Origin of the sequence: Paraburkholderia silvatlantica (assembly GCF_003096715.1) — a bacterium.
In the GTDB taxonomy this organism is placed as follows: Bacteria; Pseudomonadota; Gammaproteobacteria; order Burkholderiales; family Burkholderiaceae; genus Paraburkholderia; species Paraburkholderia silvatlantica.
Map to the genome: position 1 here is coordinate 46,678 of NZ_QEOL01000013.1, position 24,618 is coordinate 71,295.

Sequence of the window (24,618 nt, forward strand, 5' to 3'; positions counted from 1 at the left end):
TCAACGGAATGACAATCGACGTATTGCGTATATCAAGCGACAAAAAAGAATTGGATATCGATATCATTCACACTTTTCTGCACAACCATGCCGCATGGTCAAAGGGTATCTCAAGGGAAACTGTCGAGCGAGCCATTGAAGCGTCGCTCTGTTTCGGTGCATATGTGGGTAGTAGCCAGATCGGCTTCGCCCGCGTGGTGACCGACATGGCTACATTCGGCTACCTCTGCGATGTGTTTATTCTGCCGGAATACAGATCGCGGGGGTATGCTGCAGCACTGATGGACCACATCTTCGGCTCCAATTTGCTTAAGCACTTGCGCAGGATTGTCCTTGTCACGACAAACGCACATGAAGTCTATCGCCCTCATGGGTTCGGTGCGCTAGCCAACCCGGAGCGGTACATGGAGTTATATAGGCCAGACATCTACTCCGGGTGAATCACATCTGTTTTTTTGATCGGTCTTTTCCGTAGTCGTCGGATTGACTGAGCTTCCCTCGGTTTTTCGCCTTCCAAGGGTCCCGAGTTATGCAGCGGCGTCCTTGGTCTGCTGGGCTTCGATCCAGTCCCGAAGGAACCGCTCCGGAGAAGCAAAGCCGAGCGACGAATGACGACGACTGCGGTTGTACAAGCCGTCAACACAACACCCATATTACCGAGTCGCGGGAAGTTCTCTATCGCTGGCACCCATGGTACGGACGTACGGTGTGGATCTTCAACTCTGTAGAGAAGAACGGAGCGACTGTTCTGCGCTGCGCGCTGGATTCGCTCGAGACGGCGCGCGTATCGGAGGTACCGCAGTGGATGTTCGATCCGGTTGCGTGTTGTCACATTACTTTCACCATCTCGTCTGCAACGAGTTGGTCAAACTCCTTCCACAGCGAGACAAAGCGCTTGCGATAGTAGTTTTTGTGTAGGTCCGAGATGACGTTGGTGTCAAGTACGTACATCAGAGACCTCCCCCCGCGAATTTCTCTGCGAAGGTCGGCAAGTTCTTCGGCTTCAGGTTCAAATACTCGGCGAGCTGGCCGCGATCAAAGCGGTGCTGGTAATACCTGGTGAAAGCCAAATCGATATAGCGCTGGCCCAGATAAGCGCGCTGGCTGTTGTAATAGTTGCCCGACGACTCGATATCCTTAGTACTACAGCCGTATATTTCTTTGCTATAGTTGTTCAGTACTACTACATGAGTATAAGCCGATGCGGGCGATTGCGAAATCGTGGGAACGTGAACTGTACGCATTGCATGAACGTCTCGGACAGCTGTTCAGACGCCCCGAACCTCGGCAGCGCTCACTGGCCTATATGAAGGGGCTGCTGGGCACAGTCGAGCGCAAGAACGGCTGGCAACTTGCCGAGTGGATTGGCGAGGCAACGCTGGACGGCGTGCAACACCTTCTCGAGCGGGCGCAATGGGACGCCGATGCTGCGCGTGATGTACTACGCCAATATGTGGTTGAACGACTCGGCGAGCATGATGCAGTGCTGATTGTGGACGAAACTGGTTTCGTCAAGAAAGGTGAGCACTCGGCCGGCGTTCAACGCCAATACAGCGGCACGGCGGGCCGAATCGAGAATTGCCAGGTTGGCGTATTCCTTTGCTATGCCGGTCACGGCAGCAGTGCATTCATCGATCGCGCGCTGTATGTGCCGCGGGCATGGACCGATGACCCATCTCGCTGCAAGGCAGCCGGCATCCCACCGACGTTGGAGTTTGCAACGAAGCCACGGCTCGCGCGCAACATGCTTGAGCGTGCGCTGGATGCCGGTCTGCCATGCGGCTGGGTCACAGGTGACGAGGTTTATGGTGGTGATCGTGACCTGCGGTTGTGGCTTGAGTCACGCGGGCAGGCCTTCGTGCTGGCAGTAGCAAAGAATGAGCCGCTACAGTCACCCGAATTGTGACTATTTGAGGCTACGTTCCAAGCTGGCGAGCGAAGCAGGGTATTGATTTAAAAAGAAATTTTTATTGAACCATACCCTCTTAATCCGTAGGTCGAGTGTTCGAGTCACTCGTATTTAAAGGGTTTGCAGCGATGCAAGCCCTTTTGCTTTCTACAAAAGCTGGCCCGTTTCTACAAAATCGGACTCACGCCGCGACTTCCTGCACAGAACAAAATGAAAAATGACGTTCTGATTCGGCAGCGGTTCGATGAGCTTGAGCAGCAGGGTTTGACCGCACCACGCGAGACATAGCCCGCGAGAAGGCGCCGAACCCCGACATCGTCGCCCCGCCCACGAGCCCCGATGCGACTGCGGGAAGTTGCCATCCGATTGTTGCAAACAGTAGCCCCGTCACGAGCATCCCCAGCACAGCAGCAGCCGGCGAGACGGTTTCGAGCGTCGTCTGCGCCGACGCCGGAAGCGCCGACGCGTTGGCATCGGGCGCCGCTGTCGTGACCTGGAACGGTGCAAGGTCAGCGGAGAACGCCGCGAGCGCGAGTCCAAGAAATGCCGCCACCAGCACCTGGAGCAACGCATAGTTTGCGATCTTCGCCGTCCATGCCTCGAAGAAGCGCGCGGTGGGCCAGAACGCCGCGCACGCGATGAAGATGGGCCCGAGCGCCACTACCAGATCCAGCAGCATCCTCGCCATCATCACCTCGACAGTAAGGACAATCAGGAAGATGGCACCACCCAGCCCGGCCAGCCAGCCGTTGACCGCATCACAGACCGCCGCGACGATGCCGGCGATGCTCATGCCTTCGTGTGTCGACTTTTCACCATAGGCATCCACCACGAGATCGATCTGCCGGTCGTAGCAGTCGAGTGTCTGGTAGATCCCTGCCGCACTGCTGCCCGTCACACTACCCGCACTGACGGTGCCACAGCCCGCGTTACCTGCACCGGCACTGGCAGCCGCTTTCCGAATCGTCTGTGCCAGTCCCGCCTTCGCCCCTTCCACTGCCGTCAGCACCTGCGACTGGTAGATCCCGGAACCCAGCGCAATGGACAGTATCACGGCCATTTTCATGCTTCGCCATGCGCATGCCAGCACAGACTCGTGCGCCTCGCCACGGATCACGGCAATGCCATAGACGACGATCCAGACAGTCACCTCGGTTGTCACCACAGGCACAATCGCACTGGACAGGGCCGAGGACACACTGGTCACGTAGGTCGACATGCCGTTTTCCAGCATGCCGCCCACTGCGGTAAAGAAGCCGCTCATCGGACACCTCCCGCCGCGTAGCCAGAGGTTACTAATTCGTACTGCAAACCAATCTGGAATGCGATCTCAGATGACAGGCGGTTGCAGGACCACACCCTTCAACGATGTGCGCAGGCACCGCGATGGCCGGGATAGGCCGTAAGGGGTACTGTACCGTGGACAATCTCATGGACAGCCTCCGTCTTCAGGAGGCCCGGGAAATCGACAGTGGCAGGCGGGAAATGTTCCTCACCGCGCCGGCGCAAATGCCAGGAGAGCACGCCACCGGAAGAGACCGGATTCCAGAAAACCAAAAGCCTGCTTGCGCAGGCTTTCATATGTTACGTTACGGCGAGTACATCCACACATCGATATCACGGGCCGCTAACGTGTACTCGGTCGTGCTTCGCACGTTGGCCGGATCCAGTTGTGTTTTCTTTATAGACGGGTTCCGTCAACAAGGAACACCGGACGGCAGGATAACGGGCGTAGCCCCGGGAGCCGCTTCATCCCGCCTGGTTGATCACCTCAAGATGGCGCACGCCGTCCGGTACGGCATCCACCACCAGCCTGCGATCGAAGGTGGCCAGGCTGCCACCGTGCAGGCGCGCGAGCGCAAGCAGATAAGTGTCGGTGACCTGGTCGGTCGCGAGCAGGCGGCTCGCGTCAACATGATCCGGATTGAGCAGGCTCGCGTCGTCGGGCCAGAATTCGTGGCCGGGGTGCGCGCGCAGCTGCGCAACGAGCGGCGCGACCGCTGCAGGCGTTTCCATCGTGTTCGGGTAGCGCGGGTTCCCGATAATGCGCAGCACGCCGTTTTCGGTGAGCGGGCAGGTCGCCCAGGCGCCCCGCCCGACCCGGCCAAACCACATATGCGCCGCTTCGTGCTGCACATGGCCGGCATCGAGTAGCGCGATCAGGACGTTCACGTCAAGCAGATACGCCATCAGGGCGCCTCGTCGCGCAACTGGTTGACGAGTTCGGGCGTGACCGGACGCGCAGTGCGTGCGTTCGGCAGCACGGGCAGCCCGTTGCGCATGGCTGGCGAAGTCCCCGTCGGCTGCAGCGCCGCACGGGCGAGGGTGGACAGCACACGGCCAATCGAGACGCGCTCACGCTCGGCACGGGCACGCGCGAGCGCAAGCACATCGTCGTCGATATCGAGGGTGGTTCGCATGACGTCCTCCTGTGGCACATCGTCAGGATAACGCCGATCGCATCAAACATCAAGCATCAGTCATCATCCCTACCACACGGCAGTTGCCGCGAAGCAAGCTGTGGAACGTGCCCAGCGTCCCGCGCACTGCCGCTCCGATCCATCCGGCAGTGGATCCTCCGGCTCCCGATCAGGCCTCAGCCACAGCGCACCGAATTCACAAATGCACGCCCCACCGTCCATCCTCAAAGATCGTCGGGATCAGGCTGGATCGCAAATGCGGATGAGCCCTTCACTGGCGTGGGTTGCGGTTTGCCTTCTGGCCCTCGTCCTTCAGTGTCGTCTCGGGGCTCTGCGCAGGTGCCCGGTTCGCCGTGCGCGCGGCATGACCCGCGCCGCCGCCTCTCCCGGCTGCACGCAGCGCATACCGGATCGTGCCCGCCGCGATCCCGATGCCCGCACCGCGCGCCTGCTCGGCGATCTGCTCCAGGCTGTAGCCCTTCGTCTGCGCGTCGCGGATATGGACACGCAGAACGCGCATTGCGTCGCGCACCGTCACGCCCCCGCCGCGCCTCGGGGTTTTCCGGCAACGCATCGAAATCGCGTGCAAACGCCTCCCACTACGCTTTCGTGGCAACAGACATCCGCGCCTTCTGAACGCATCCGCGTCACGCCACCAGCACTTCATCCTGCGCACACGCAGCGCACCTGTCAACGCCGCTTTGTCGCACGCGAAACGCAGGGGGACTGCCACGGACGCCGTGGGAAACCAAGAGCACAACGCACTTTTTTCGCACGTCGTACGCACGCAACGCATCTGCCTTGACGCACCACCGTTCGCAGAATGTGCGCAATCGGTACGCACACCGGTTATCGCGACCTTGCGTGCTGCGAGGAAAGAAAAAGACGCGTGCAATGAGCAGTAAAAGTGCAAGCCCTGCACCACGTGCGCGCATGCCATGCTGACGCGTTGTGTATTCCGCTGCACATGAAGAAGGACCCTGCGGGGCTCAGCCGGTTCATTGCCCATACGCACGCGTCACGCCAATTCGCAGGAGATACGCATCGGGAAGGCACACGCTGTCGACCGCGCATGCGCATTTCATCGCGTAACCACAGCGCACACCTTTACGCACCCCGTTGACATCTTGATATAACACCATCACGCATACGCACATCGGTACGCACCTGGAAACGCACGCCGATACGCCGTCCGGACGCAACCGGTTAGTCACCGGTCGCGTAGGCTTGGCGCACGTATCTCGCATAATGTGCGCATGGGATGACGTCGCACATTCGCACTTGAGCGCACATCTTCCCGTACACCTTCGCGCACGCTGCTCGCATCGGTTGCGCATGTCATGCTATCGGGCCTGGTCACACGGTTTACGCGGTGGCGGAGTCGCTCGGTGACGAGAAAGCCATAAGCCGCTATGCACAGCGTCGCGTGGTGATGAAAGCCGCGCCAACTGCGACCCTCGAAATGTCCCAAACCAAGCTCCTGCTTGAGATCCTGATAATCGCGCTCGATACGCCAGCACAGTTTTGCAAGCCGTACCAGTTCCTTGATTGGGGTGTCGGCCGGCACGTACTCAGGAAATACTTGGTCGGCTCGACTTCTTAATTCCTACGCGGGCGTTTCGGGCGTGCGACCGTCTGTTTCGGTCACCCGACTTCCACGTTTATCGATAAGCCCATCGGGAGCGGGCCAACATTGGCTACGTGAGTGCTTGGGGATACTCAGTAGGTCTTGTATGGCAGGAACTTCCCTGACAGCACCACGTTGACACGGTCACCCTTCGGATCGGCCTTGCGCTGAATATCCATCGAAAAGTCGATCGCGCTCATGATGCCGTCGCCGAACTCTTCATGGATGAGTTCCTTGATCGTCGTGCCATAGACGCTGACGATTTCGTACCAGCGGTAGATCAGCGGATCGGTCGGTACTGCCGTCGGAAGTGAGCCTTTGTACGGCACGATCTGCAGCCACGCTACCGCCTCGTCGGGCAGTCCGAACAGCGCACCGACCGTCTCGGCCTGCTTCTTGTCCAGTGTCATCTGGCCGAGGCAGGCGGCGGTTGTCCATTCCTTGGACAAGCCGATTTTTTCGGATACTTCGGACCATTTGATTCCCTTGCTTACCTTCGCGGCAAGGATCATCTCGGTTACCTGGTTGCGATTCGAAATCATGAGTTGGCTCCGTATAAAGTAAAACATGGAATGACTGCGTTACTGCATTGGCTAGCCGGTCACGGTGAGACGCACCGTACGGCTGGCGTTCATATCGACAACCTCGGTCTGCGCAAGACCCGGGTGGACGATATGAGGTGGTGATCGTGTTGCCTCTGCACGCCCGGTGTCCTGCTGAATCTCGGTCGAGCGGCGTACGAGAAAATCGATCAGATGATTGCGGATCCGTTAGAACTGTAGGTCGTGATGAAGTGAGTCGCGAGTTCGATCGCGGGGCAGCGTGTTGACCACGATTTCTGCGAGGCGCGCGCGAGGGCTATTGCTCATCAGGAAAATCCTGTCGGCCAGCAGGATTGCCTCGTCGACATCATGCGTGATCATAAAAACGGTTTGGTGCGTAGCGGACCAGATTCTCAGCAGTTCGTCCTGGATGACGCCGCGAGTCAGCGCGTCGAGCGCGCCGAACGGCTCGTCCATCAACAGCATTTTTGGCTCGACCGAGAACGCGCGCGCAATGCCGACACGCTGCTTCGTCCCTCCCGAGAGCTCCGATGGTTTCTTGTCACCGGCATGTGACAGCCCGACCATGTCGAGAAAGCGCGTCGCGTGCGCATCGACTTGCTGGCGGAACCATTCGGGGTGCCGCGAGCGGACCGCGAACGCGATGTTCTGCCGGGCTGTCAGCCACGGCAGTAGTGCGTGGCTTTGGAACACCACGCCGCGATCCAGGCTCGGCCCGTCGATCTCCCTGCCGTCCATGATCACGCCGCCGCCCGTAGCCCTTTCGAGGCCGGCCAGCACGTTCAGGATCGTGTTCTTACCGCAGCCCGAGTGCCCGATGATGCAGATGAATTCACCGCGTTCGATGCGAAAGTTCACATCGTCGAAAACGGGTGGAAGGTCTTCGCGATAGTGTTTCGAAAGCGCATCGACTTCGACGAACGCATGCCCTGCCGATGGCTGGCCATGATTACTCGACATAGGTGACCTTCTTTTGAACGGAGGCGAAAATGAGGTCGAGCAGCATGCCGACCACGCCGATGACCAGCACTGCGAAGATCACGTGGCTCAACGACAGGTTATTCCACTCGTTCCAGACGAAATAGCCGATTCCGGTGCTGCCGACGAGCATTTCGGCGGCCACGATCACGAGCCATGCGATGCCCATCGAGATGCGCATGCCGGTGAGGATGGTCGGCGCGGCCGCCGGCAGGACGATCCGGAACGCCTTGCGGAGCGGCGCGACTTCGAGCTGAGAGTTCACGGATATTGCCGGGCCACCGATAGGCTTCGAGCTGCAGGAAAGCGTCGGGCGCGAGACTTACATTGCGTTGATTGGCTTGGTTCGCGCGGCTCAGGAAATGCAGCGCGAACTCTCGGATGTCTCCCCGGCGCTCGGCTAGCGACGGCAGACGGATTGGAATCACGTTGAGGCGGAAGTAGAGGTCTTGCCGGAAGCGTCCATGGGCGACTTCGGTTTCAAGACTCCGGTTGGTGGCGGCGACGAGCCTGACGTCGACACGAATCTCCTGTTTGCCGCCAAGACGCGTGAGCGTACCTTCTTGCAACGTGCGCAGCAGTTTGCCTTGCATCGACAGCGGCAGCTCGCCGATTTCATCAAGAAAAATCGTGCCCGCGCATGCTTGCTCGAACAGGCCCTCGCGACTGCTGCTGGCTCCCGTGAATGCACCGCGTTCGTAGCCGAAGAGTTCCGATTCGAACAGCGTATCGGGGATCGCCGCGCAGTTGACCTTGATGAACGGCTTGTCGCGCCGCTGTCCGGCCAGATGCAGCGCGCGGGCGAACAATTCCCTGCCGGTGCCCGATTCGCCCAGCAGCAGCACGCTGGCCGTCGCGTCGGAAACCCGTTCCAGTTCCGATATCGCGCGCAGCAGTGGGGGCGACGTGCCGACGATGCCGTAGCGCGCGTTTTCGTGCTCCAGGGCGTGGACCAGAATCCGGTTCTGCTCTTCAAGCGCGCGCGTTTTCGCTTCCAGCATCGCATTCAGTTGAAGAAGCTGACCGACGAGCGTCGAAATGATTCGCAAGATCGCAATGTCGCTGGATAACGCGCGATTGCGGCCGCGGATGCGATGACACGCGAGCACGCCGACCGTCCTGTCTTCGATCCGGAGCGGCAGCGCGATGAATGACACCGGCCCTTGACCTTGAGGAAGTTTGTCGCGAGTAACGGCGCGGGCCAGAAAGGTGTCATCCTGGTCGATGTCCTGGACAATGACCAATTGTCCGTGCATCAGCACATGGCCGGTCACGCCTTCGTCGGGTCCATAGCAGCCTCTGGCGATTTCCTCCTGGGTGAGTCCATAAGCATGGCGAATGCGGGACGTGTTGCTCGAGACGTCCTGCAGCACCACGCGTCCGCGGTTGAGTCCCAGCAGTTCGGACATCAGGTGAAGAATCTCGCGCAGCACAACGTCAGGCGACAGGCTCTTTCCTATCAGTGCCATGGTTTGCTGGAGCGGCAGCATTTCCTGCTCGCGCCAGAAGGCTGGGGAATCGGTATCGTGGATGAGTGTGCTGACACGCGACGACATGGCGGCGGAGAACTGTTTTCGATTGGTAAAGGGTTCGGAAAAGTCGGCGCACAGTACAGCCGTATGCGTGCCGTTGTAGCTGGACATCGCCAATTCTCCATCAGCTGGCCGGCAATGTCTGCTGGAACAAAATTGCTGGCGATAGCCGAGGATGAATTCGATCTCGACCGTCGCGCCATATGAGTGCGCCCGTGCGTCGACGAGCGCGCGGATGCGCGCGTCGAGCGTCTCGCGCACCTGCGGCGAGAACGAGCGCACGCTCATCTATCGTTCGGCGCGTGGCCGGACTGGAACGAGCCGACCGTGACCACTGCCGCTTCGTTCGGATCGACGTTGCGCCCGACGATCGACTGCAGCGCCATCTCGATGCTGCTGCCGACCACCACCGGGTCGACTGCGAGGTGCGGGCGCGCCGCATGATCGCCGCGCCCGACGGTGCGCAGCTTCACCGTATCGCACGCGGCCATCAGCGGGCCGGCGCGAAAGCCGAACGTGCCGGCCGGCACGCCCGGATGGTTGTGCAGCCCGAAGATCGCATCGCACGGAAAGCGCTCGAACAGCCCGTCGGCGATCATGCATTCCGCGCCGCTGTCCGATCCGGCCTCTTCGACCGGCTGGAAGATCAGATGCACGGTGCCGTCAAAATCGCGCGTCTTCGCGAGTTGCTGTGCAGTGCCGGGCAGAATGGTAGTGTGGCCGTCATGGCCGCACGCGTGCATCTTGTCGTCGTGGATGCTCGCGTAGTCGAGACCGGTCTGCTCGTGGATCGGCAGCGCGTCCATGTCGGCGCGCACGCCGACCGTGCGCGTACCGATGCCAACCTTCAGCGACGCGACGAGCCCGTGTCCACCAATGCTGCGCGTCACGTCGTATCCCCACGCTTCGAGCTGCTCCGCGACGAAGCGCGACGTGTCGGCTTCCTCGTATGACAGTTCCGGATGGCGGTGCAGGTGGTGACGGATCTCGTCGAGCTGCGTCCCGGCTTCGGCCAGATCAGCGATTTCGCAGTAACAGATTGCGCTCATGGGGGTAAGGTTTTTCCCTTCCCGATGGAATGACAGAGCTTCGTTTATCGGGCCTGTCGCGCTGCCCGAATCCGCTCGCCCTCGTCGCCGAGATCCCAGAACAGTCCGGCCATGATCTGCAGGCCTTCCCGGGCGACGCTGCCGAGCAGGTGTTCGTTTGGTGCGTGTTGCGAGCAGGCCGGATACGAATGCGGGACCCACAGCGTTGGCAGCCCGAGAATGTCGGCGAACACGTCATTGGGCAGCGAGCCACCGAGATTCGGCAGCAGCACCGGGGCCGTGCCGAGGGTCGCCGCGATCGAGCGCGTGCCCCATTCGACCCACGGGTCGTCCGGGTCGAGGCGCGTGGCTTCCATGAAGCTTGTATAGGGCGACACCTGCACGTCAGTGAATCCGTGTGCATCCAGATGGGCGCGCAGGCGATCAAGGAAATGCGCCGCGTCGCTGCCGACCACGAAGCGCATCTGGCAGTGCGCGTATGCGTGGCCGGGAATCGCGTTGGCCGGGTTTTCCGGATTGCCGGTCTTGAACGCCAGCACTTCGAAGCTGTTCCAGCCGAACACCCGTTCGACCGGCGTGAGGTCCTGCTCGCCCCAGTCCGGATCGATGGCGGGATCGTTCGGGCCGCCGCCGACTGACAGCGACGCGAGCGCGGCACGCACGGCCGGCGGAATCGCCGGCGGACGCAGGCCGGCGACGCGAATCTGTCCGCGCTCATCGACGATCGACGCCAGCGCGTGCACGAGCCGGATGCCGGGGCTGCGCAGCAGGCCACCCCAGTTGCCGGAATGATGGGCGCCGTTGCGCAGCTTCACCGACAGCGTGAAGTTCGCGCTGCCGCGCGAGCCCATGAAGAGCGTCGGGCGCGCGGCGCTCACGCGCGGCCCGTCGGACGCGATGAACAGGTCGGCGCGAAGCGCGTCGCGGTTCGCCGCGCACATTTCAGCGAGGCCGGGCGAGCCGGCTTCCTCGCCCATCTCGACGATCGCCTTCACGTTGTAGCCGAGCCTGCCGCCGCGCGCGCGCAGCACCTGCGCGAGTGCGGCGAGATTGATCGTGTGCTGCCCCTTGTTGTCAGCGGTACCCCGGCCATACCAGCGATCGCCATCGACGGTCAGCGTCCACGGCACAAGGCCTGGCTGCCACTGTGCATCGTAGCCGTGCACGACATCGCCGTGTCCGTACGTCAGCAGCGTGAGCGCCGACGGGTCCTCGATCCGTTCGGCGAGCAGGAACGGGCCGCGTTCTGGCACCGGGTTCGGCACGCAGCGGCAGGTGAATCCCAGCGCTTCGAACGCGGGAATCAGGTTCCCGTCCAGATAGGCCTGCAGGGCGGGCAGGCTGTCGCTCGCCTGGCTCTCGGTGCGGTGCGCGACGCGCTCGCCCAGCACCTGCAGGAAACTGCCGTCGTCGAAATATCCGGTGGCATACGCAATGGCTTGCTCGCGGCTCATGAAGTCAGTCCTCGGTCGGGTCGTGGTCGGTTCAGTTCGTGACGGGAGGGGGCGCAAACTCGGGAAGCCCTAGGCCGGGCTCCGGCGTGAGGGCCGACGCCAGCAGCCGGCGTGTGTACGGGTGAGCGGGACGCTCGAAGAGCGTCTCGCGATCCGCGAGTTCGACGATCTGTCCGCGGTACATCACTGCGACACGGTCGGCAAGGTGCTCGACCACGCCGAGATTGTGGCTGATGAACAGATAGCTGAGGCCGAACTCCGTCTTCAGGTCGAGCAGCAGGTTCAGGATCTGCGCCTGCACCGATACGTCCAGCGCGGAGGTTGGCTCGTCGCAGATCAGGATCTCCGGGCGAAGGATCAGTGCGCGCGCGATCGCCACGCGCTGGCGCTGGCCGCCGGAGAGCTGGCCTGGAAGCTGGTCGTGCGTGCGTGTGGGCATGCCGACGAGATCCAGCATCCGGCGGACTTCGGTCTGCTGGCTGGCGGCGCTGCCTTTGCCGTGCAGTTTCAGCGGCAGCGCGACGATCTGCGCGACCGTCTTGCGCGGGTTCAGCGACGAGTACGGGTCCTGGAAGATCGGCTGGATGCGGCGCGCCATCGCGCGCCGTTCGCGCGGATCGATTTCCCTTCCGCCGATCAGCACGTGGCCACCGGTGGGGTCGAGCAGGCCGAGCAGCATCTTCGCGAGCGTGCTCTTGCCGCAGCCCGATTCGCCGACCAGACCGAGCGTCTCGCCGCGATATAGCCGCAACGATACGTCGTCCACCGCGCGCAGTTCCGCGGCGGGGCCGAACAGCCCGCGCCGCAGCGTGAACGTGCGTGCAAGCGAGACCAGTTCGAGGGCGATGTCGTCGCGCATCACGGCACCTCCACCGTCGCGGCCGGCTGGCCGGCCGCGAGTACGCAACGCACCCGATGCCCGGCTTCGAGTTCTGGGTAGGGCGGTGTTCGCGCGCACGCGTCGCTCGCATGCGCGCAGCGGTTCGCGAACGCGCAGCCCGACAACTCGCCGAGCAGCGACGGCACGACGCCTGGAATCGCGGTCAGGTGTGTGCCGGGCCGCTGCCGGCCGCGTACCGGGATGCAGCCGAGCAGTCCGCGCGTATAGGGATGCGCGGGCTGGGCGAACAACGTGCCGACCGGCGCGGTCTCGACGAGCTGGCCGGCGTACATCACGGCGACGCGGTCGGCGATGCGTGCGACGACACCGAGGTCGTGCGTGACGAACAGCACGGCGGTGCCGAACTCCTGCTGCAGCTCGCGCAGCATGCGCAGTATCTGCGCCTGGATCGTCACATCGAGTGCGGTCGTCGGCTCGTCGGCGACGATCAGGTCGGGTTCGCACATCAGTGCCATCGCGATCATCACGCGCTGCCGCAGTCCGCCCGACAACTGGTGCGGATACTGGCCGAGCCGCTGCGCGGCGTTTGTCATGCCGGTGCGCTCCAGCAGATAGACCGCGCGGTCGCGCGCCTGCGCGCGCGTCACGCTGCGATGCTGGCGCAGCGCCTCGACGAGCTGGCGGCCGATCGTATGCGACGGGTTCAGCGAGGTCATCGGCTCCTGGAAGATCATCGCGATACGGTTGCCGCGCAGCTTCGCCATGTCGCGGTCATTCAGCGCGGACAGATCACGGCCGTCGAGCCGCAGCCGCTGCGCGGTACGCTTCGCCCGGCGGGGCAGCAGTCCCATCAGCGCGAGCGACGTCATGGACTTGCCGCAGCCGGATTCGCCGACGAGGCACAGCATTTCGCCACGCGCGATCTCGAGGTCGATGCCGCGCACTGCGCGCAGCGGGCCGTTCGGCGTGGGCAGTTCCACCTGCAAATGTTCCACCTCGAGCAGTGCGCTCATCGCAGGCTCCCACCGTTACGGCCATCGGGCGCGTTCAGGTCGCGCAGGCCGTCGCCCACCAGATTGATCGCGAGCACGAGCACCGCAAGCGCGACCCCCGGAATCACAATGACCCACGGCTGGAAGAACATGTACGTCTTGCCCTCGGAGATCATCAGCCCCCACGACGGCAGTGGCGGCGGGACGCCGAGCCCGAGAAACGACAGCGCGGCTTCGAGCAGGATCGCGTGGGCCATTTCCAGCGTCAGCACGACGATCAGCGCGTTCGCGATGTTCGGCAGCAGCTCGCGCAGCATGATGTACGGCGTCGAGGCGCCGATGGCTTTTGCCGCCGCGATGAATTCCGCGTCGCGCAGTTGCTGCGTGACCGAGCGCGACACGACCGCGAAGCGGTCCCAGATCAGGAAGCCGAGCAGCAGGATCACGGTTTTCAGCGAGGTGCCGATCAACGACGACAGCGCGAGCGCGACGAGGATCACTGGCATTGCGAGGCGCGTCGTCAGCACGTAGCTGATTGCGCTGTCCGTGTGGCCGCCAAAGTAGCCGGCAACCACGCCGAGCGTCGTGCCGATCAGGCCGGACAGCGCGGCGGCCGCAAAACCGATCAGAAGCGACACGCGCGCACCGTATAGCAGCCGGCTCAGGTAGTCGCGCCCGAGCTTGTCAGTACCGAGCGGGTGGTCCCAACTGCCGTTCGCGTGCCATATGGGCGGAATCAGACGGCTGCCGAGATCCTGTGCATAAGGGTCGTGGGGCGCGAGCCATGGTGCGAGCAGCGCGGCGAGCACGATCGCGCCGAGCAGCGCCGCGCCGAGCGCGAGGCCGCGATGACCGACCACGCGCCGCAGCGCACGATGCCAGGCAGGCGCCGGCACGCGCAGGTCGAGTGAGGCGGCGTCGCCGCGCGGGGAAGAGAGTCCTGTCGTCATGGCGGTCCTCGGGTTAGCCGGCACGCAGGCGCGGATCGAGCGCGGCGTTCGCCACGTCGGCGAGAAAGGTCAGGCCGATGTAGAACATCGCGATCAGCAGGACCACTGCCTGCACGACCGGAAAGTCGCTGCGTCCGATGGCGTCCCAGGCGAGCTGGCCGAGCCCCTGTAGCGAAAACACCGACTCGATGACGACCGAGCCGCCGAGCATGAAGCCCAGCTCGACGGCCGCGAGCGCGACCACGGGAATCAGCGCGTTGCGTAACGCATGGCGCAAGATCACGCGCGCTGGGGACAGCCCCTTCGCGCGCGCGGTGCGGATGTAGTCAGCGCCGAGCACGTCGAGCATGCCGGCGCGCGTGAGCCGCATCATCGACGGCGTCGCGTAGTAGCCGAGCGCGATCGCGGGCAGCACGAAGTTCTGCCAGTGCGTGTTGCCCGCGACCGGCAGCCAGCGCAGCCAGACCGAGAATACGAGGATCAGCGCGAGGCCAAACCAGAAGCTCGGCATCGCCTGGCCGATGACTGCCACGAACAGCGACAGCCGGTCGATCCACGTGTCGCGGAAGATCGCAGCCAGCACGCCGAGCGGAATCGCGACCGCCACGGCCAGCGCAAGCGACACTGCGCCGAGTTTCAGCGTGACCGGCAGGCGCTGGCCGATCAGGTCCATCACCGTGTCCTGGAAGAAGAACGAGCGGCCGAAATCAAGATGTACGGCATGCCAGAGCCAGTCCACGTACTGTGCCGGCAGCGGCCGGTCGAGTCCGTACTGCGTGCGAATTTCCTCGACCTGCTGCGCGGACGCCTCGGGGCCGGCGATCGACGTGGCGAGGTCGCCGGACAGGTGCAGCAGCGCAAAACTGACGAGTGACACGGTGAAGGCGACCGCGAGCGCAAGCGCAAGGCGGCGGGCGATGTAGACGAGCATGCTCGGCTCCGTGACGTCGGTTACTTCCAGCTGGCCTGATAAAAGCGCGGCAGCTCGTCGGGCCACGGCTGGAAGTTCAGGTCCGACGTGAATGCGTAGTTGGTCGAGTACGAGAACAGCGGCGCCCAGTACGCCTGTTCGCTGATGCGTTTCAACGCGGCTGCGTAGTGGGCCTTGCGCTCGGTGGGGTCGTTCGAGGCATCGGCGATGCCGATGTCCTTCATCACGGCCGGATCTTTCGCGGTGTCGTCGGGGCCGCCCTTGAAGAACGCGCCCAGCGATGCAGAGGCGTCGTTGACGGAATACGAACCCCACGCCTGGAACGTCATCGGCGTCTTGCCAGCGCGATACGCGGTGCGCAGCGCCGCATACTGGAGGTAATGCAGGTGCGCGACGATGCCGACCTTGCGCAGGTCGCCAATGATCGCTTCCGCGTAGTCGCGCTCGCGATATGCGTAAAGGTCCGTCTCGAAGCCATTGGGGTAGCCGGCTTCCTTCAGCAGTTCCCGCGCCTTCGCCGGGTCGTAGCCGTACCTGAGCGCGACGCTCGCATCGCAGCCGAACTGCGTGTGGAAGCACGGCGCATAGATAGGCTGGCTGCCGCCGCGCACGAGGTCGTTCGCGAGTGCCGCGCGATTGACCGCATAGTTGACAGCTTGCCGCACGCGCACGTCCCTGAACGGCGAATTGGGCGCCGACGTGCCCTGGTCGTCCATCGTCAGGAAGCCGATACGCATCGTCTCGCCGCCGGCGACCGTCAGGTTCGGCGTCGCTTTCAGCGATTGCGCCTGGTCGGCTGGTACTCGCCAGATCCAGTCCACGGCGCCGGTCATCAGTTGTGCGGCGCGCGTTTCCGGGTCCGGGATCACGACGAAGCGGATCGTGCCTATCTTCGGCTGGCCGAGGGGGCTGCCGCTGAAGTAGTTCGAATTCTTAACGAGCGTTACCCCGACACCAGGCTGGATCGACGTGACGCGATACGGGCCGGTGCCGACCGGCGCCTTGCTGAAACCTTCCGGACCAACCTTGCGGAAGTACGCTTCAGGGTAGATCGGCAACGGTCCGGCGAGGTATTCGAGCGCGGCTGGAAACGGCGCTTTCAGCTGGATGCGTACCTGGTAGTCACTGACCTTCTGTGCCCCCTTGATCCAGTCTACGTTCTGCCGTGTGATGACTTTCGAGTCCGGTGCGGTCATGTAGTTGAACGTGAACGCAACATCAGCGGCGGTGAACGGGTCGCCGTTCTGGAATTTGACGTCATGGCGCAGATCGAGCAGCAGCGAGGTCGGCGATTCCCATTTCCATGCGGTGGCCAGTTCCGGTTTGAACTGGCCGGTCGCGGGGTCCTCGTAGATCAGGTTATCCCAGATGAGGTGCGCGAGGATCACCCCTTCACGCAGGTTGTTCTGATAGGCGGATACGTTCTCGACTTCGCTGTCCGATGCATAGACCAGGGTGTCGTGCGCCTTGTCCGCGAATGCATGCGTTGCGCACAACAGCGACGACAGGGCAACGGATGAGCCGGCGATGAAGCGGACGGCATTCCGGATTCGACCAGCGTGAAGGTTCATGGATGGGTTCCCCGTGACAGGACTTCACTGTTGAACTTGGCAGGCTGGTGTCGAGACTATCCGGGGAATTTTGTTGCGACTATGATCGAATAAATAATCTTGCGTTGCCGAAACGGCAATTCATTCGTGGCGCCGGCGGTGCGCTTCCGGTCCCGTGGAGCGGACATGAAACAGCATCACCTGCAGGAAACGGCGCTGCGTTACTTTCTCGATGTCGTTCGTACCGGCTCGATCAGCGTATCGTCGGAGCGGCTGAACGTGGCCGGCTCCGCGATCAGCCGCCAGATCGCGGGACTCGAAAGCGCGCTGGACACAGCGCTGTTCGAGCGCCGGTCGCGCGGCATGGTCGCGACCGCAGCGGGGGAAATGCTGGCGGCGTATGCGTCGCGCGTCGCACTCGAAGCGGACCGCATCGTGCAGGACATCGAGGCGCTGCACGGTGTGCGGCGCGGCAAGGTCCGGCTCGCCTCGTCGGATGGCGGGGCGATCGAGTTTCTGCCGCACGTGATGGCAGCCTTTCGCGCCGATTATCCGGGCATCCACTTCAGCCTCGCGGTCAGCGCGCCGTCGGAGGTCACGCGGCGCGTGCGCGAAGGGGATGTGGATATCGGCCTCGTCTTCAGTCGTACCACGCACACCGACATCAGGGTCGCGCATCGCAGCCGTGCGCCGGTGATGGCTGTGATGCGTAGCGGACATCCGCTCGCCCGTTTCGGGCGGGTGAGCCTCGCGCAACTGTGCGGGTACCCGCTTGCGCTGCCTGATACGAATACGACGATACGGCAACTCTTCGATATTGCGGCCAGCCAGCAGCGACTCGCTTTCGAACCGGCTGTCGTCAGCAACTATGCCGAGCCGCTGCACAACCTCGCGGCATTGACGGACACGGTGTCGATCGCGGCCGAAGTGACGATCCGGCATCGGGCCGCGCGCGGCGAACTGGTCGCGGTGCCGATCCGGGATCGCGGGCTGGGCGAACGGTACATCGAGGTGCAGACGCTGGTCGGCCGCACACTGCCGAAAGTCGTGCAGATTTTTCTGGACTTCCTCTGCGCCCGGCTATGACACGACGCGTGGCCGCGCGCGGAGCGCAACCGCTCAGATGGGCAACTCGGTCGTGGACAGGATTTCACGCAGCACGATGAACGTCCGGATCTGCCGCACGCCGGGCAGGTAGAGCAGCTTTTCCGCGTGCAGTCGGTTGAAGCTGTCGCTGTCGCGCGTGCGAATCAGCATGAAGTAGTCGAACTCCCCGGTCACAACGTGACATTCCATACAGCCGGGCACCTTCTGCGCGGCTTTTTCGAATTCGGTGAACGATTCCGGCGTCGAGCGGTCGAGCATCACACCGATCAGCACCAGCATGCCCGCGTCCAGCTTCCTCGGATCGAGCAAGGCTACCGTGGAGCGGATCAGGCCCGTCTCCTTCAGCCGCTCGACGCGTCTCAGGCAAGCCGGCGCGCTCAGGTTGACCTTTGCCGCGAGCGCGACGTTCGTGATCGATGCATCGCGTTGCAGCTGTCGCAGGATGGCGCGATCAACGCGGTCGGTCTGGATGTCCGGCTGCGGCGGGACTGCGCGGGGAGGGATTATTTTCATTGCGTATCAACGTGGCTTGAAGAAATTCCGGTGGGCAGAAAAGCGGAGTGGGTGCCACAAAGTTAGGCTCGACGAATTTTTTTTGCAACCCGGTCGGCGGCGGGATTCCCTACGATTCTCATCACGCGCTGCGACGTTGTTCGACGGCGTCCGGTCATCCATCGATGAGGAATCTTCACCATGAACCTGCAACGCTTTCCGCGCTATCCACTGACTTTCGGCCCCACACCTATCCAGCCCCTGAAACGCCTGAGCGCGCATCTCGGCGGCAAGGTCGAGCTGTACGCGAAGCGCGAGGATTGCAACAGTGGGCTTGCGTTCGGGGGTAACAAGACCCGCAAGCTCGAATACCTGATTCCCGAGGCGCTCGCGCAGGGCTGCGACACGCTTGTGTCGATCGGCGGCATCCAGTCGAACCAGACGCGCCAGGTGGCAGCCGTCGCTGCGCATCTCGGGATGAAGTGCGTGCTGGTGCAGGAGAACTGGGTCAACTATTCGGACGCCGTGTACGACCGGGTCGGCAACATTCAGCTGTCGCGGATGATGGGTGCCGACGTGCGGCTCGTGGCCGACGGTTTCGACATCGGTATCCGCAAGAGCTGGCAGGACGCGATGGACAGCGTGCGCGAGGCGGGCGGCAAGCCGTTCCCGATTCCGGCGGGGTGCTCCGAGCATCCGTATGGTGGCCTCGGCTTCGTCGGCTTCGCGGAGGAAGTGCGTCAGCAGGAGGCTGAACTGGGCTTCAAGTTCGACTACATCGTCGTGTGCTCGGTGACAGGCAGCACGCAGGCGGGCATGGTCGTTGGCTTTGCCGCGGACGGGCGTGCACGGCGCGTGATCGGCATCGACGCGTCAGCGAAGCCTGAGCAGACGCACGAGCAGATTACCCGCATTGCGAAGCACACGGCCGGACTGGTGGAGTTGGGGCAGGACATTACGCGCGACGATGTGATTCTCGATACGCGTTTCGGTGGTCCGGAATACGGGCTGCCAAACGAAGGCACGCTCGACGCGATCCGCCTGTGTGCACGGCTCGAAGGCGTGCTGACGGACCCGGTGTACGAGGGCAAGTCGATGGACGGAATGATCCAGATGGTGCGCAACGGCGAGTTTCCGGAGGGCTCGAAAGTCCTGTATGCGCATCTCGGTGGCGTGCCTGCGCTGAACGCGTACAGCTTCCTGTTCCGCAACGGCTGACACGCCTGCTCGCGGGGCCAGCAGGCGGCCCCGGGGTTTCGTGCGCGGGCACCTGCATGCGGTGGGAATTCTCGTCGAACAAACCATGAAAAATCCATCCGTTGCGGCAGTGCCGGTGCGCTTCGATTCGGGGATCGGCCGCGCAGATTTGCTCTCCCTCGTCGCGATGATGCTGCTCTGGGGTTTTAGCTGGCCGGCGATGAAGTATTGCCTTCAGTTTATTCCACCGCTCTGGATGGCCGCGCTGCGTTTCCTCAGCGCCGCGGTCTTCCTCTTTGTCTTCCTCTGGATGAAGGGTGAAGTGCGTTTGCCGCCCAGGGCTGACCTGCCGATCGTCATCAGCGTCGGTGCGTTGCAGATGTCCGCGTTCACGGCACTCGGCGCGCTCGCGATGCGACACGTAGGAGCTGGGCACGCTGCGCTGCTCGCGTACACGACACCGCTCTGGGTGACGCTCGGATCGTTCTTTCTGCCGGGCCGGATTTCGGGCCGCCAGTTGCTCGCGGTGGGTATGGGCGTGTCGGGAATCGCGATCATCTGCGTGCCGGACCTGCGGGTGCTTCTCTCGTCGCGCGGAACGGGCGAGCAGCGGGGCGGGGGCGACCTGATGCTTGTCGCGGCCGCCCTCTGCAGGGCTGTGGTGATCGTCCACGTACGTCACCATTGCTGGCGTTCGCCGCCGCTCGCGTTGGCGCCATGGCAGATGCTGTTCGCCAGTGTGCCGCTCGTGCTGGCCGCGTCGCTGTTCGAAGGGGCGCCGTCGATTCACTGGACCGCTCCCCTGGCGATGCTCGTCGGATTTATCGGGCCGCTAGCCACATGCATCTGTTTCGTCATTTCGGCGGAAGTCGGCCGGCGCATTCCACCCGTCACGATGTCGCTGGCGACACTCGGCGTGCCGGTCACGGGACTCGTCGGATCGGTCGCGCTGCTCGGCGAAGCGCTGACTACGGGCTTGCTGGCCGGTTTTGCGCTGATCGTCGGCAGCCTGGCGTTTGTGCTGACCGGACGCCGGCGCGAACGGAGCGGGCGATGAGTGGCGCCGACCGCACCCAGGCGCCCTGCGACTGGATCCTGAAGGGGACCGGTACGACGGGCATCTGTGTCGTCGTCGACGATCGTATTCCGTCAGAAGCAGTCGGGGCGCTGGTGGGGCGATGCGGCGACACACCCGGCATCGCTGTCCTGCGGATCGCGGATCCTGTATCCGCACATCGCGCGTGGTGCGAGTCGACGATCAGGGAAGTGCTACGCGGCCAGCCTGTTGCGTCGGCACTCCAGATCATGCCGCGTAGTGTCCGTTTGCTTATCTGGTCTGGTAACGTCGAAGAACTGGACTGGATCGGCGGCGTGGAAGGGCAGCGCGTTCTCCTGATGCGCTACTGGAATGATATTGGCCGGGCCCTCCAGGTGGAACGCATGGTCGAGCGGGTACTGGCGGTGCTCCGCCTCTTCATCCAGGAAAATCAGACCAGCGGCTACTAGAGCATATCAGGCACTCTGAATAATCGGCACGGCACGTGGTTGTCCCCGTGACGCCTCTTGTCCGGCCAACCTTACGATGCTGTCACGGTTCTCAACGTGGCGGTATCGTTTCTTGCCAGTAATTCCGCGACGGATGTAATGATCGACATGAATCGTCAGCTTTCTGCTGGAGCTCGTTCAGATTTCAAGCGTCAATACTCGGCGGCTACGCTGCCACTTGCCGGGTCCGTCACAAAACCGATCCTACTTAAACCCGTTGCCTGCGCTTCCGACATCAGGTCGGCGTGTTCATAGGCCACCGTCCGGTCGACCCGCAGATGCAGTTCGGGCTGCGGGTTCGCCTGCGCCGCGTCGGCGATCTTCACGCGCGGCGCTGCGTCGTCCACTACCTGGTCGCCCCATAACACGGTACCGTGCGCGCGGACCGACACCTCGACATGCGTGGGCTTGGCGTCCTCGTGCTGGCTGCTCGCGTGCGGCAGGTCGATCTTGACCGCGTGCTGCATGATCGGCACCGTCAAGAGAAAGATGATCAGCAGCACCGGCATCACGTCGACCTGCGGCGTCATGTTGGTCTCGCTCCACGCCAGCGTCGGTGGCGCCCCCGCTGAACACGCGTACACGGTGGCCGTTCGGGCTCGCTCATACTGATGAAGTATTGGCGGCAGCCAGTGTCTGGCTGTCGTCCGAGCTCAGCAGTCAGCCAACGACTCTGCAAGTGCCCCAAGCCGTCTTGAGGATGTTGCCGATACAGGGCGAGGGCGCAGCCCGGAGAGTTGGGTGCGCAAGAAAGGTCACAACGTTTCCGTATTCATCGTTAAAAGGACCGATGTCCACCACCTCAAGCTCGAATGCGCCGACAAGAATGCGCGAGCCGGTGGAGGCGCTCGCTCTCTCCCGCTGCGCCAACGCACTGGCGAGCGTCAGGCGGCACGGGTTCTCCGCGATTCGTGGGTCGTCCCTTGATTCAGTTTTTGATTGCACAGGCATTGGTACATCACGCCTCGTTCTCGGTGGCTCGACTATGCCCGCAGTCCTGCAGCTTTGCTACCTGGCACATCACTGTTGCATAGTCGCATAATGGTTCATCAAAAGATCAAGCGATGCCCAGTGGCGAGGCAAGTCTATGCAGCAAGCTCGGCCGTCAATCCGGCGTGCCTGATAATCAGGCGCAACAGACATAACACTGCTCGGAAGGGAGCAAAACGCCCCTGTCGCGCAACGTCGCAACTGGCGTGCTGATTCGCTCAGCGAATGCCGGTTGGGTCATACCGGACGCTTCGCGCGCTCGACGCACCAGCATCTGCTCGCGCGTCGTCACACGGCCTACTCGCGCTTTGGCTTCTTCAGGCGCCTGGCGCAGATCGGACAGCGACTCGCCAGCATCAGCTTTGACAATCTTCTCGATGTCCATCACAGCACCTTTCTGATGTCCTTGGGGAGCATGTTCTCACGCCCGGCCTTGGCATACACCGCCACGAGCAACACGATTTCCTCATCGGTAAGGTTAAAGTAAATCATACGAGCACCGCCCGACTTGCCGGTGCCAGCGCGTTTCCAGCGCACCTACGCCGTCTGGATGCCATCGCTTAATGTGGGGTACGATAGTGTCCAGCAGAGCTTAGGCAGCAGAATTTTGAAGCGAGTGGGCCTTGACCAATTCTTGACGAAAGCAGGCAGAAGTCCCCTCAAAAGGGCTAAATATTTCAGCTGGTTAGCGAATGGCCGACACCGCAAGCCATTGATTCTGCTGAATTTTAGTTTCTTCCTATTAGTGTCGGATGGGTCTCCAAGGCATGTGGCCCGGAAGCCCGAATGTGCCTGCCTCGTCTTTTCAGACAATTACCTCCGGGCGGCGACTCTCATCGCCGGGCGGGATTGCGTCTGAGCGCCGCGCAGCCCGCATCCGTGAGCGGCTCGACCATCTGGATCCGCTCGTCGGGCTTGAAGTCGCTGATCCAGACCACTCGGCAGCGTTGGGGCGAATCGGTTGAATCCGGCATCACCTGAAGCGTCGCGTGATGATGCTCGAAACGTCCGCCGCCCACGGTGTAGGCGAGGCGCATGTGCGTGTCGTCGACGCCGATCACGCGTTCCTCGATAACGGTGCCGTCGGCGAACGTCACCCATCGAACGTCGTTTTCCATGCGCGCGGCGGTCAGCACGCCGGCGAACACGCGGTCGACGTTGGCGGGATCGCGCAGCGCGGCCCAGACCTCCTGCGCTGCGGCTTCAAGGGGGATGTCCCGGTACACGGTAGCCATCGCACTTGCCTCTTTCGTGATGTGTGACGAGTGCATCGTGCGCGCGCAACGCGCGGCGATCCTGGGAAATCTTGACGTCATTTGCGAAGGCAGCCGCTGCGACTGGTACCCCTCAATGCGCGTGCCGATGGTGCACGTCGGGGTAGTGCGCGTGGCTATGCGTGATCGGCGCGTGACGGTGCGCATGCGTGTGCGGCTCCGCGCCGTCCCACGCGAAATCGTGCTCGTGCTGATGGTGTTCGTCGTGCCGGTGGACGTGGGTGTGTTCGAGCGGCTCATGCGTGTGCGCGTGGTCATGCCGCTCGCGCACGTGCAGCCACACGCCGAACGCCATCAGCGCGAGCGCGAGCCAGAAAGCGGGCGCCGGGCGCTCCGGCCACAGCAGCAGTGAAAGCGCCACGCCGAAGAGCGGCGCCACGGAGAAGTAGGCGCCGGTGCGCGCCGTGCCGAGATGGCGCAGCGAGATGACGAAGAGCACGAGGCTCACGCCGTAGCCCGCGAGGCCCACGGTCATGGCGCCGCTGACTGCCTGCCAGGCGGGCCAGTGCGCGCCCGCGGCGAGAGCAATGCCGATATTCACCGGCCCGGCCACGAGCCCCTTGGTGCAGGCCACGACCATCGCGTCGTTGGTCGAGACCTTGCGCGTGAGATTGTTGTCGATGGCCCAGCACAGGCACGCGAGCGCGACGAGCAGCGCGCCGGGCGCGATGCCGGACACCGCGCCGGCATGCGCGCCGGGCCACGAGAGCAGCACGCCGCCCGCCACGATCGCCAGCATGCCTAGCGCGATTTGCGCATCGAAGTTTTCGCGAAAGCAGGCCCAGGCAATGAGCGCCGTCAGAACGCCTTCGAGGTTCAGCAGCAGCGCGCCGGTGGCGGCGGGCGTGGTGTTCAGGCCGAGCATGAGCAGGGCGGGCGCCGCCACGCCGCCCGCGGCGATCGCGCCGGCAAGCCATGGCAGTTCGGCGAGGCGCAGCGGGTCGTGTGCGCTCTCTTGCGCGGCGGCCGGGTTGCCGCGGCGCGCCGGGAGGCGGCGTAACACCAGTACGATCCCGAGCCCCGTGCCGCTGCCGAGATAGAAAAGGCCGGCGAGCATGAACGGCGACACGTTGCCGAGCAGCGTCTTGGCGAGCGGTGTGGTAATGCCGAAGAGGGCAGCCGCGAGCAGCGCCGTGAAAATGGTATGCCGATGGGACTTCATTGCAGGCCCGAAGCGGGAAGAGGATCAAAAAAAGCGTAGAAGAAGCACGGTGGGC

At 63.1% G+C, this 24,618-nt stretch carries 24 protein-coding genes and 4 pseudogenes; 6 read left to right on the top strand and 22 right to left on the bottom strand.

Features of this window, described 5'->3' with window-relative positions:
* The first annotated feature begins 8 nt into the window (after positions 1 to 8).
* Positions 9 to 440, top strand: coding sequence for a GNAT family N-acetyltransferase (locus C7411_RS18230; RefSeq protein WP_110385738.1), 432 nt, complete (start codon positions 9 to 11; stop codon positions 438 to 440).
* A gap of 761 nt (positions 441 to 1,201) precedes the next feature.
* A pseudogene (locus C7411_RS18245) lies at positions 1,202 to 1,888 on the top strand (IS701 family transposase); the annotation flags it as partial.
* Positions 1,889 to 2,178: 290 nt separating this feature from the next.
* Here C7411_RS18245 and C7411_RS18250 read toward each other — a convergent pair.
* The 16 genes and pseudogenes from C7411_RS18250 to C7411_RS18320 all read right to left on the bottom strand — a co-directional run.
* Positions 2,179 to 3,173 (bottom strand): annotated as a pseudogene (locus tag C7411_RS18250) (TrbL/VirB6 family protein); the annotation flags it as partial.
* A 485-nt stretch (positions 3,174 to 3,658) separates the two neighbouring features.
* Positions 3,659 to 4,099, bottom strand: a complete 441-nt coding sequence (locus C7411_RS18255; protein WP_110385736.1) for a TA system VapC family ribonuclease toxin — start codon at positions 4,097 to 4,099, stop codon at positions 3,659 to 3,661.
* Positions 4,099 to 4,329 carry a CopG family transcriptional regulator gene (locus C7411_RS18260; RefSeq protein WP_110385735.1) on the bottom strand — a complete coding sequence of 77 codons (231 nt, stop codon included), beginning with the start codon at positions 4,327 to 4,329 and terminating at the stop codon, positions 4,099 to 4,101. Before C7411_RS18260 ends, C7411_RS18255 begins: the two co-directional genes overlap by 1 nt.
* 271 nt (positions 4,330 to 4,600) lie before the next feature.
* Positions 4,601 to 4,849: a hypothetical protein gene (locus tag C7411_RS38250; RefSeq protein ID WP_243413219.1), complete on the bottom strand. Its 249-nt coding sequence runs from the start codon at positions 4,847 to 4,849 to the stop codon at positions 4,601 to 4,603.
* 858 nt (positions 4,850 to 5,707) lie between these two features.
* Positions 5,708 to 5,928 (bottom strand): annotated as a pseudogene (locus tag C7411_RS38965) (transposase); the annotation flags it as partial.
* Between the two features lie 120 nt (positions 5,929 to 6,048).
* Positions 6,049 to 6,498 carry a cyanase gene (cynS, locus tag C7411_RS18275; protein WP_110385734.1) on the bottom strand — a complete coding sequence of 150 codons (450 nt, stop codon included), beginning with the start codon at positions 6,496 to 6,498 and terminating at the stop codon, positions 6,049 to 6,051.
* A gap of 51 nt (positions 6,499 to 6,549) precedes the next feature.
* Positions 6,550 to 7,479: pseudogene (locus tag C7411_RS18280) on the bottom strand (ABC transporter ATP-binding protein).
* Entirely contained in the window at positions 7,469 to 7,678 is a 210-nt protein-coding gene (locus C7411_RS38260; RefSeq protein WP_243413220.1) for a hypothetical protein, read from the bottom strand. The pseudogene C7411_RS18280 and the gene C7411_RS38260 overlap by 11 nt, the downstream one beginning before the upstream one ends.
* Entirely contained in the window at positions 7,578 to 8,987 is a 1,410-nt protein-coding gene (locus C7411_RS18285) for a sigma 54-interacting transcriptional regulator (RefSeq protein WP_110385795.1), read from the bottom strand. The genes C7411_RS38260 and C7411_RS18285 overlap by 101 nt, the downstream gene beginning before the upstream one ends.
* A gap of 326 nt (positions 8,988 to 9,313) precedes the next feature.
* Entirely contained in the window at positions 9,314 to 10,078 is a 765-nt protein-coding gene (locus tag C7411_RS18290) for an amidohydrolase (RefSeq protein ID WP_309147582.1), read from the bottom strand.
* A gap of 44 nt (positions 10,079 to 10,122) precedes the next feature.
* Entirely contained in the window at positions 10,123 to 11,532 is a 1,410-nt protein-coding gene (locus C7411_RS18295; protein WP_110385732.1) for a M20 family metallopeptidase, read from the bottom strand.
* A 31-nt stretch (positions 11,533 to 11,563) separates the two neighbouring features.
* The gene (locus C7411_RS18300; RefSeq protein ID WP_110385731.1) at positions 11,564 to 12,391 is read right to left on the bottom strand and encodes an ATP-binding cassette domain-containing protein; all 828 of its coding nucleotides are present in this window, start codon (positions 12,389 to 12,391) and stop codon (positions 11,564 to 11,566) included.
* Positions 12,391 to 13,386: an ABC transporter ATP-binding protein gene (locus C7411_RS18305; RefSeq protein ID WP_110385730.1), complete on the bottom strand. Its 996-nt coding sequence runs from the start codon at positions 13,384 to 13,386 to the stop codon at positions 12,391 to 12,393. The genes C7411_RS18300 and C7411_RS18305 overlap by 1 nt, the downstream gene beginning before the upstream one ends.
* Positions 13,383 to 14,315 (bottom strand): ABC transporter permease, encoded by a 933-nt coding sequence (locus tag C7411_RS18310; RefSeq protein WP_110385729.1) that lies wholly within the window; start codon positions 14,313 to 14,315, stop codon positions 13,383 to 13,385. The genes C7411_RS18305 and C7411_RS18310 overlap by 4 nt, the downstream gene beginning before the upstream one ends.
* A 13-nt stretch (positions 14,316 to 14,328) precedes the next feature.
* Positions 14,329 to 15,246, bottom strand: a complete 918-nt coding sequence (locus tag C7411_RS18315; protein ID WP_110385728.1) for an ABC transporter permease — start codon at positions 15,244 to 15,246, stop codon at positions 14,329 to 14,331.
* 20 nt (positions 15,247 to 15,266) lie between these two features.
* Positions 15,267 to 16,817, bottom strand: a complete 1,551-nt coding sequence (locus C7411_RS18320; RefSeq protein WP_110385727.1) for an ABC transporter substrate-binding protein — start codon at positions 16,815 to 16,817, stop codon at positions 15,267 to 15,269.
* 165 nt (positions 16,818 to 16,982) lie between these two features.
* Between C7411_RS18320 and C7411_RS18325 the strand changes: the two genes are divergently transcribed.
* Positions 16,983 to 17,882 carry a LysR substrate-binding domain-containing protein gene (locus C7411_RS18325; protein ID WP_110385726.1) on the top strand — a complete coding sequence of 300 codons (900 nt, stop codon included), beginning with the start codon at positions 16,983 to 16,985 and terminating at the stop codon, positions 17,880 to 17,882.
* Positions 17,883 to 17,915: 33 nt separating this feature from the next.
* On the opposite strand, the gene C7411_RS18330 is transcribed toward C7411_RS18325, so the two are convergent.
* Positions 17,916 to 18,416 carry an Lrp/AsnC family transcriptional regulator gene (locus C7411_RS18330; protein ID WP_110385725.1) on the bottom strand — a complete coding sequence of 167 codons (501 nt, stop codon included), beginning with the start codon at positions 18,414 to 18,416 and terminating at the stop codon, positions 17,916 to 17,918.
* Between the two features lie 180 nt (positions 18,417 to 18,596).
* Between C7411_RS18330 and C7411_RS18335 the strand changes: the two genes are divergently transcribed.
* From C7411_RS18335 to C7411_RS18345, 3 genes are all read left to right on the top strand, one after another.
* A complete protein-coding gene (locus C7411_RS18335) occupies positions 18,597 to 19,613 on the top strand; it encodes a 1-aminocyclopropane-1-carboxylate deaminase (RefSeq protein ID WP_110385724.1) in 1,017 nt (338 codons plus the stop codon).
* A gap of 61 nt (positions 19,614 to 19,674) precedes the next feature.
* A complete protein-coding gene (locus C7411_RS18340; RefSeq protein ID WP_207786549.1) occupies positions 19,675 to 20,649 on the top strand; it encodes a DMT family transporter in 975 nt (324 codons plus the stop codon).
* Complete coding sequence (locus C7411_RS18345) at positions 20,646 to 21,098, top strand: hypothetical protein (protein ID WP_110385723.1); 453 nt, start codon at positions 20,646 to 20,648, stop codon at positions 21,096 to 21,098. Before C7411_RS18340 ends, C7411_RS18345 begins: the two co-directional genes overlap by 4 nt.
* Positions 21,099 to 21,289: 191 nt before the next feature.
* Here the strand turns inward: C7411_RS18345 and C7411_RS18350 are convergent, their stop codons facing one another.
* The 5 genes from C7411_RS18350 to C7411_RS18370 form a co-directional block, all read right to left on the bottom strand.
* Entirely contained in the window at positions 21,290 to 21,667 is a 378-nt protein-coding gene (locus C7411_RS18350; protein WP_110385722.1) for an ExbD/TolR family protein, read from the bottom strand.
* Between the two features lie 596 nt (positions 21,668 to 22,263).
* Positions 22,264 to 22,512, bottom strand: coding sequence for a helix-turn-helix domain-containing protein (locus C7411_RS18360; protein WP_243413221.1), 249 nt, complete (start codon positions 22,510 to 22,512; stop codon positions 22,264 to 22,266).
* On the bottom strand, positions 22,512 to 22,664 hold the full coding sequence (locus C7411_RS37565; protein ID WP_165822836.1) for a hypothetical protein: 153 nt from the start codon (positions 22,662 to 22,664) through the stop codon (positions 22,512 to 22,514). Before C7411_RS37565 ends, C7411_RS18360 begins: the two co-directional genes overlap by 1 nt.
* 296 nt (positions 22,665 to 22,960) lie before the next feature.
* Positions 22,961 to 23,548, bottom strand: a complete 588-nt coding sequence (locus C7411_RS18365; protein ID WP_243413222.1) for an SRPBCC family protein — start codon at positions 23,546 to 23,548, stop codon at positions 22,961 to 22,963.
* Positions 23,475 to 24,563, bottom strand: coding sequence for a DMT family transporter (locus C7411_RS18370; RefSeq protein WP_110385719.1), 1,089 nt, complete (start codon positions 24,561 to 24,563; stop codon positions 23,475 to 23,477). The genes C7411_RS18365 and C7411_RS18370 overlap by 74 nt, the downstream gene beginning before the upstream one ends.
* Positions 24,564 to 24,618 lie beyond the last annotated feature (55 nt).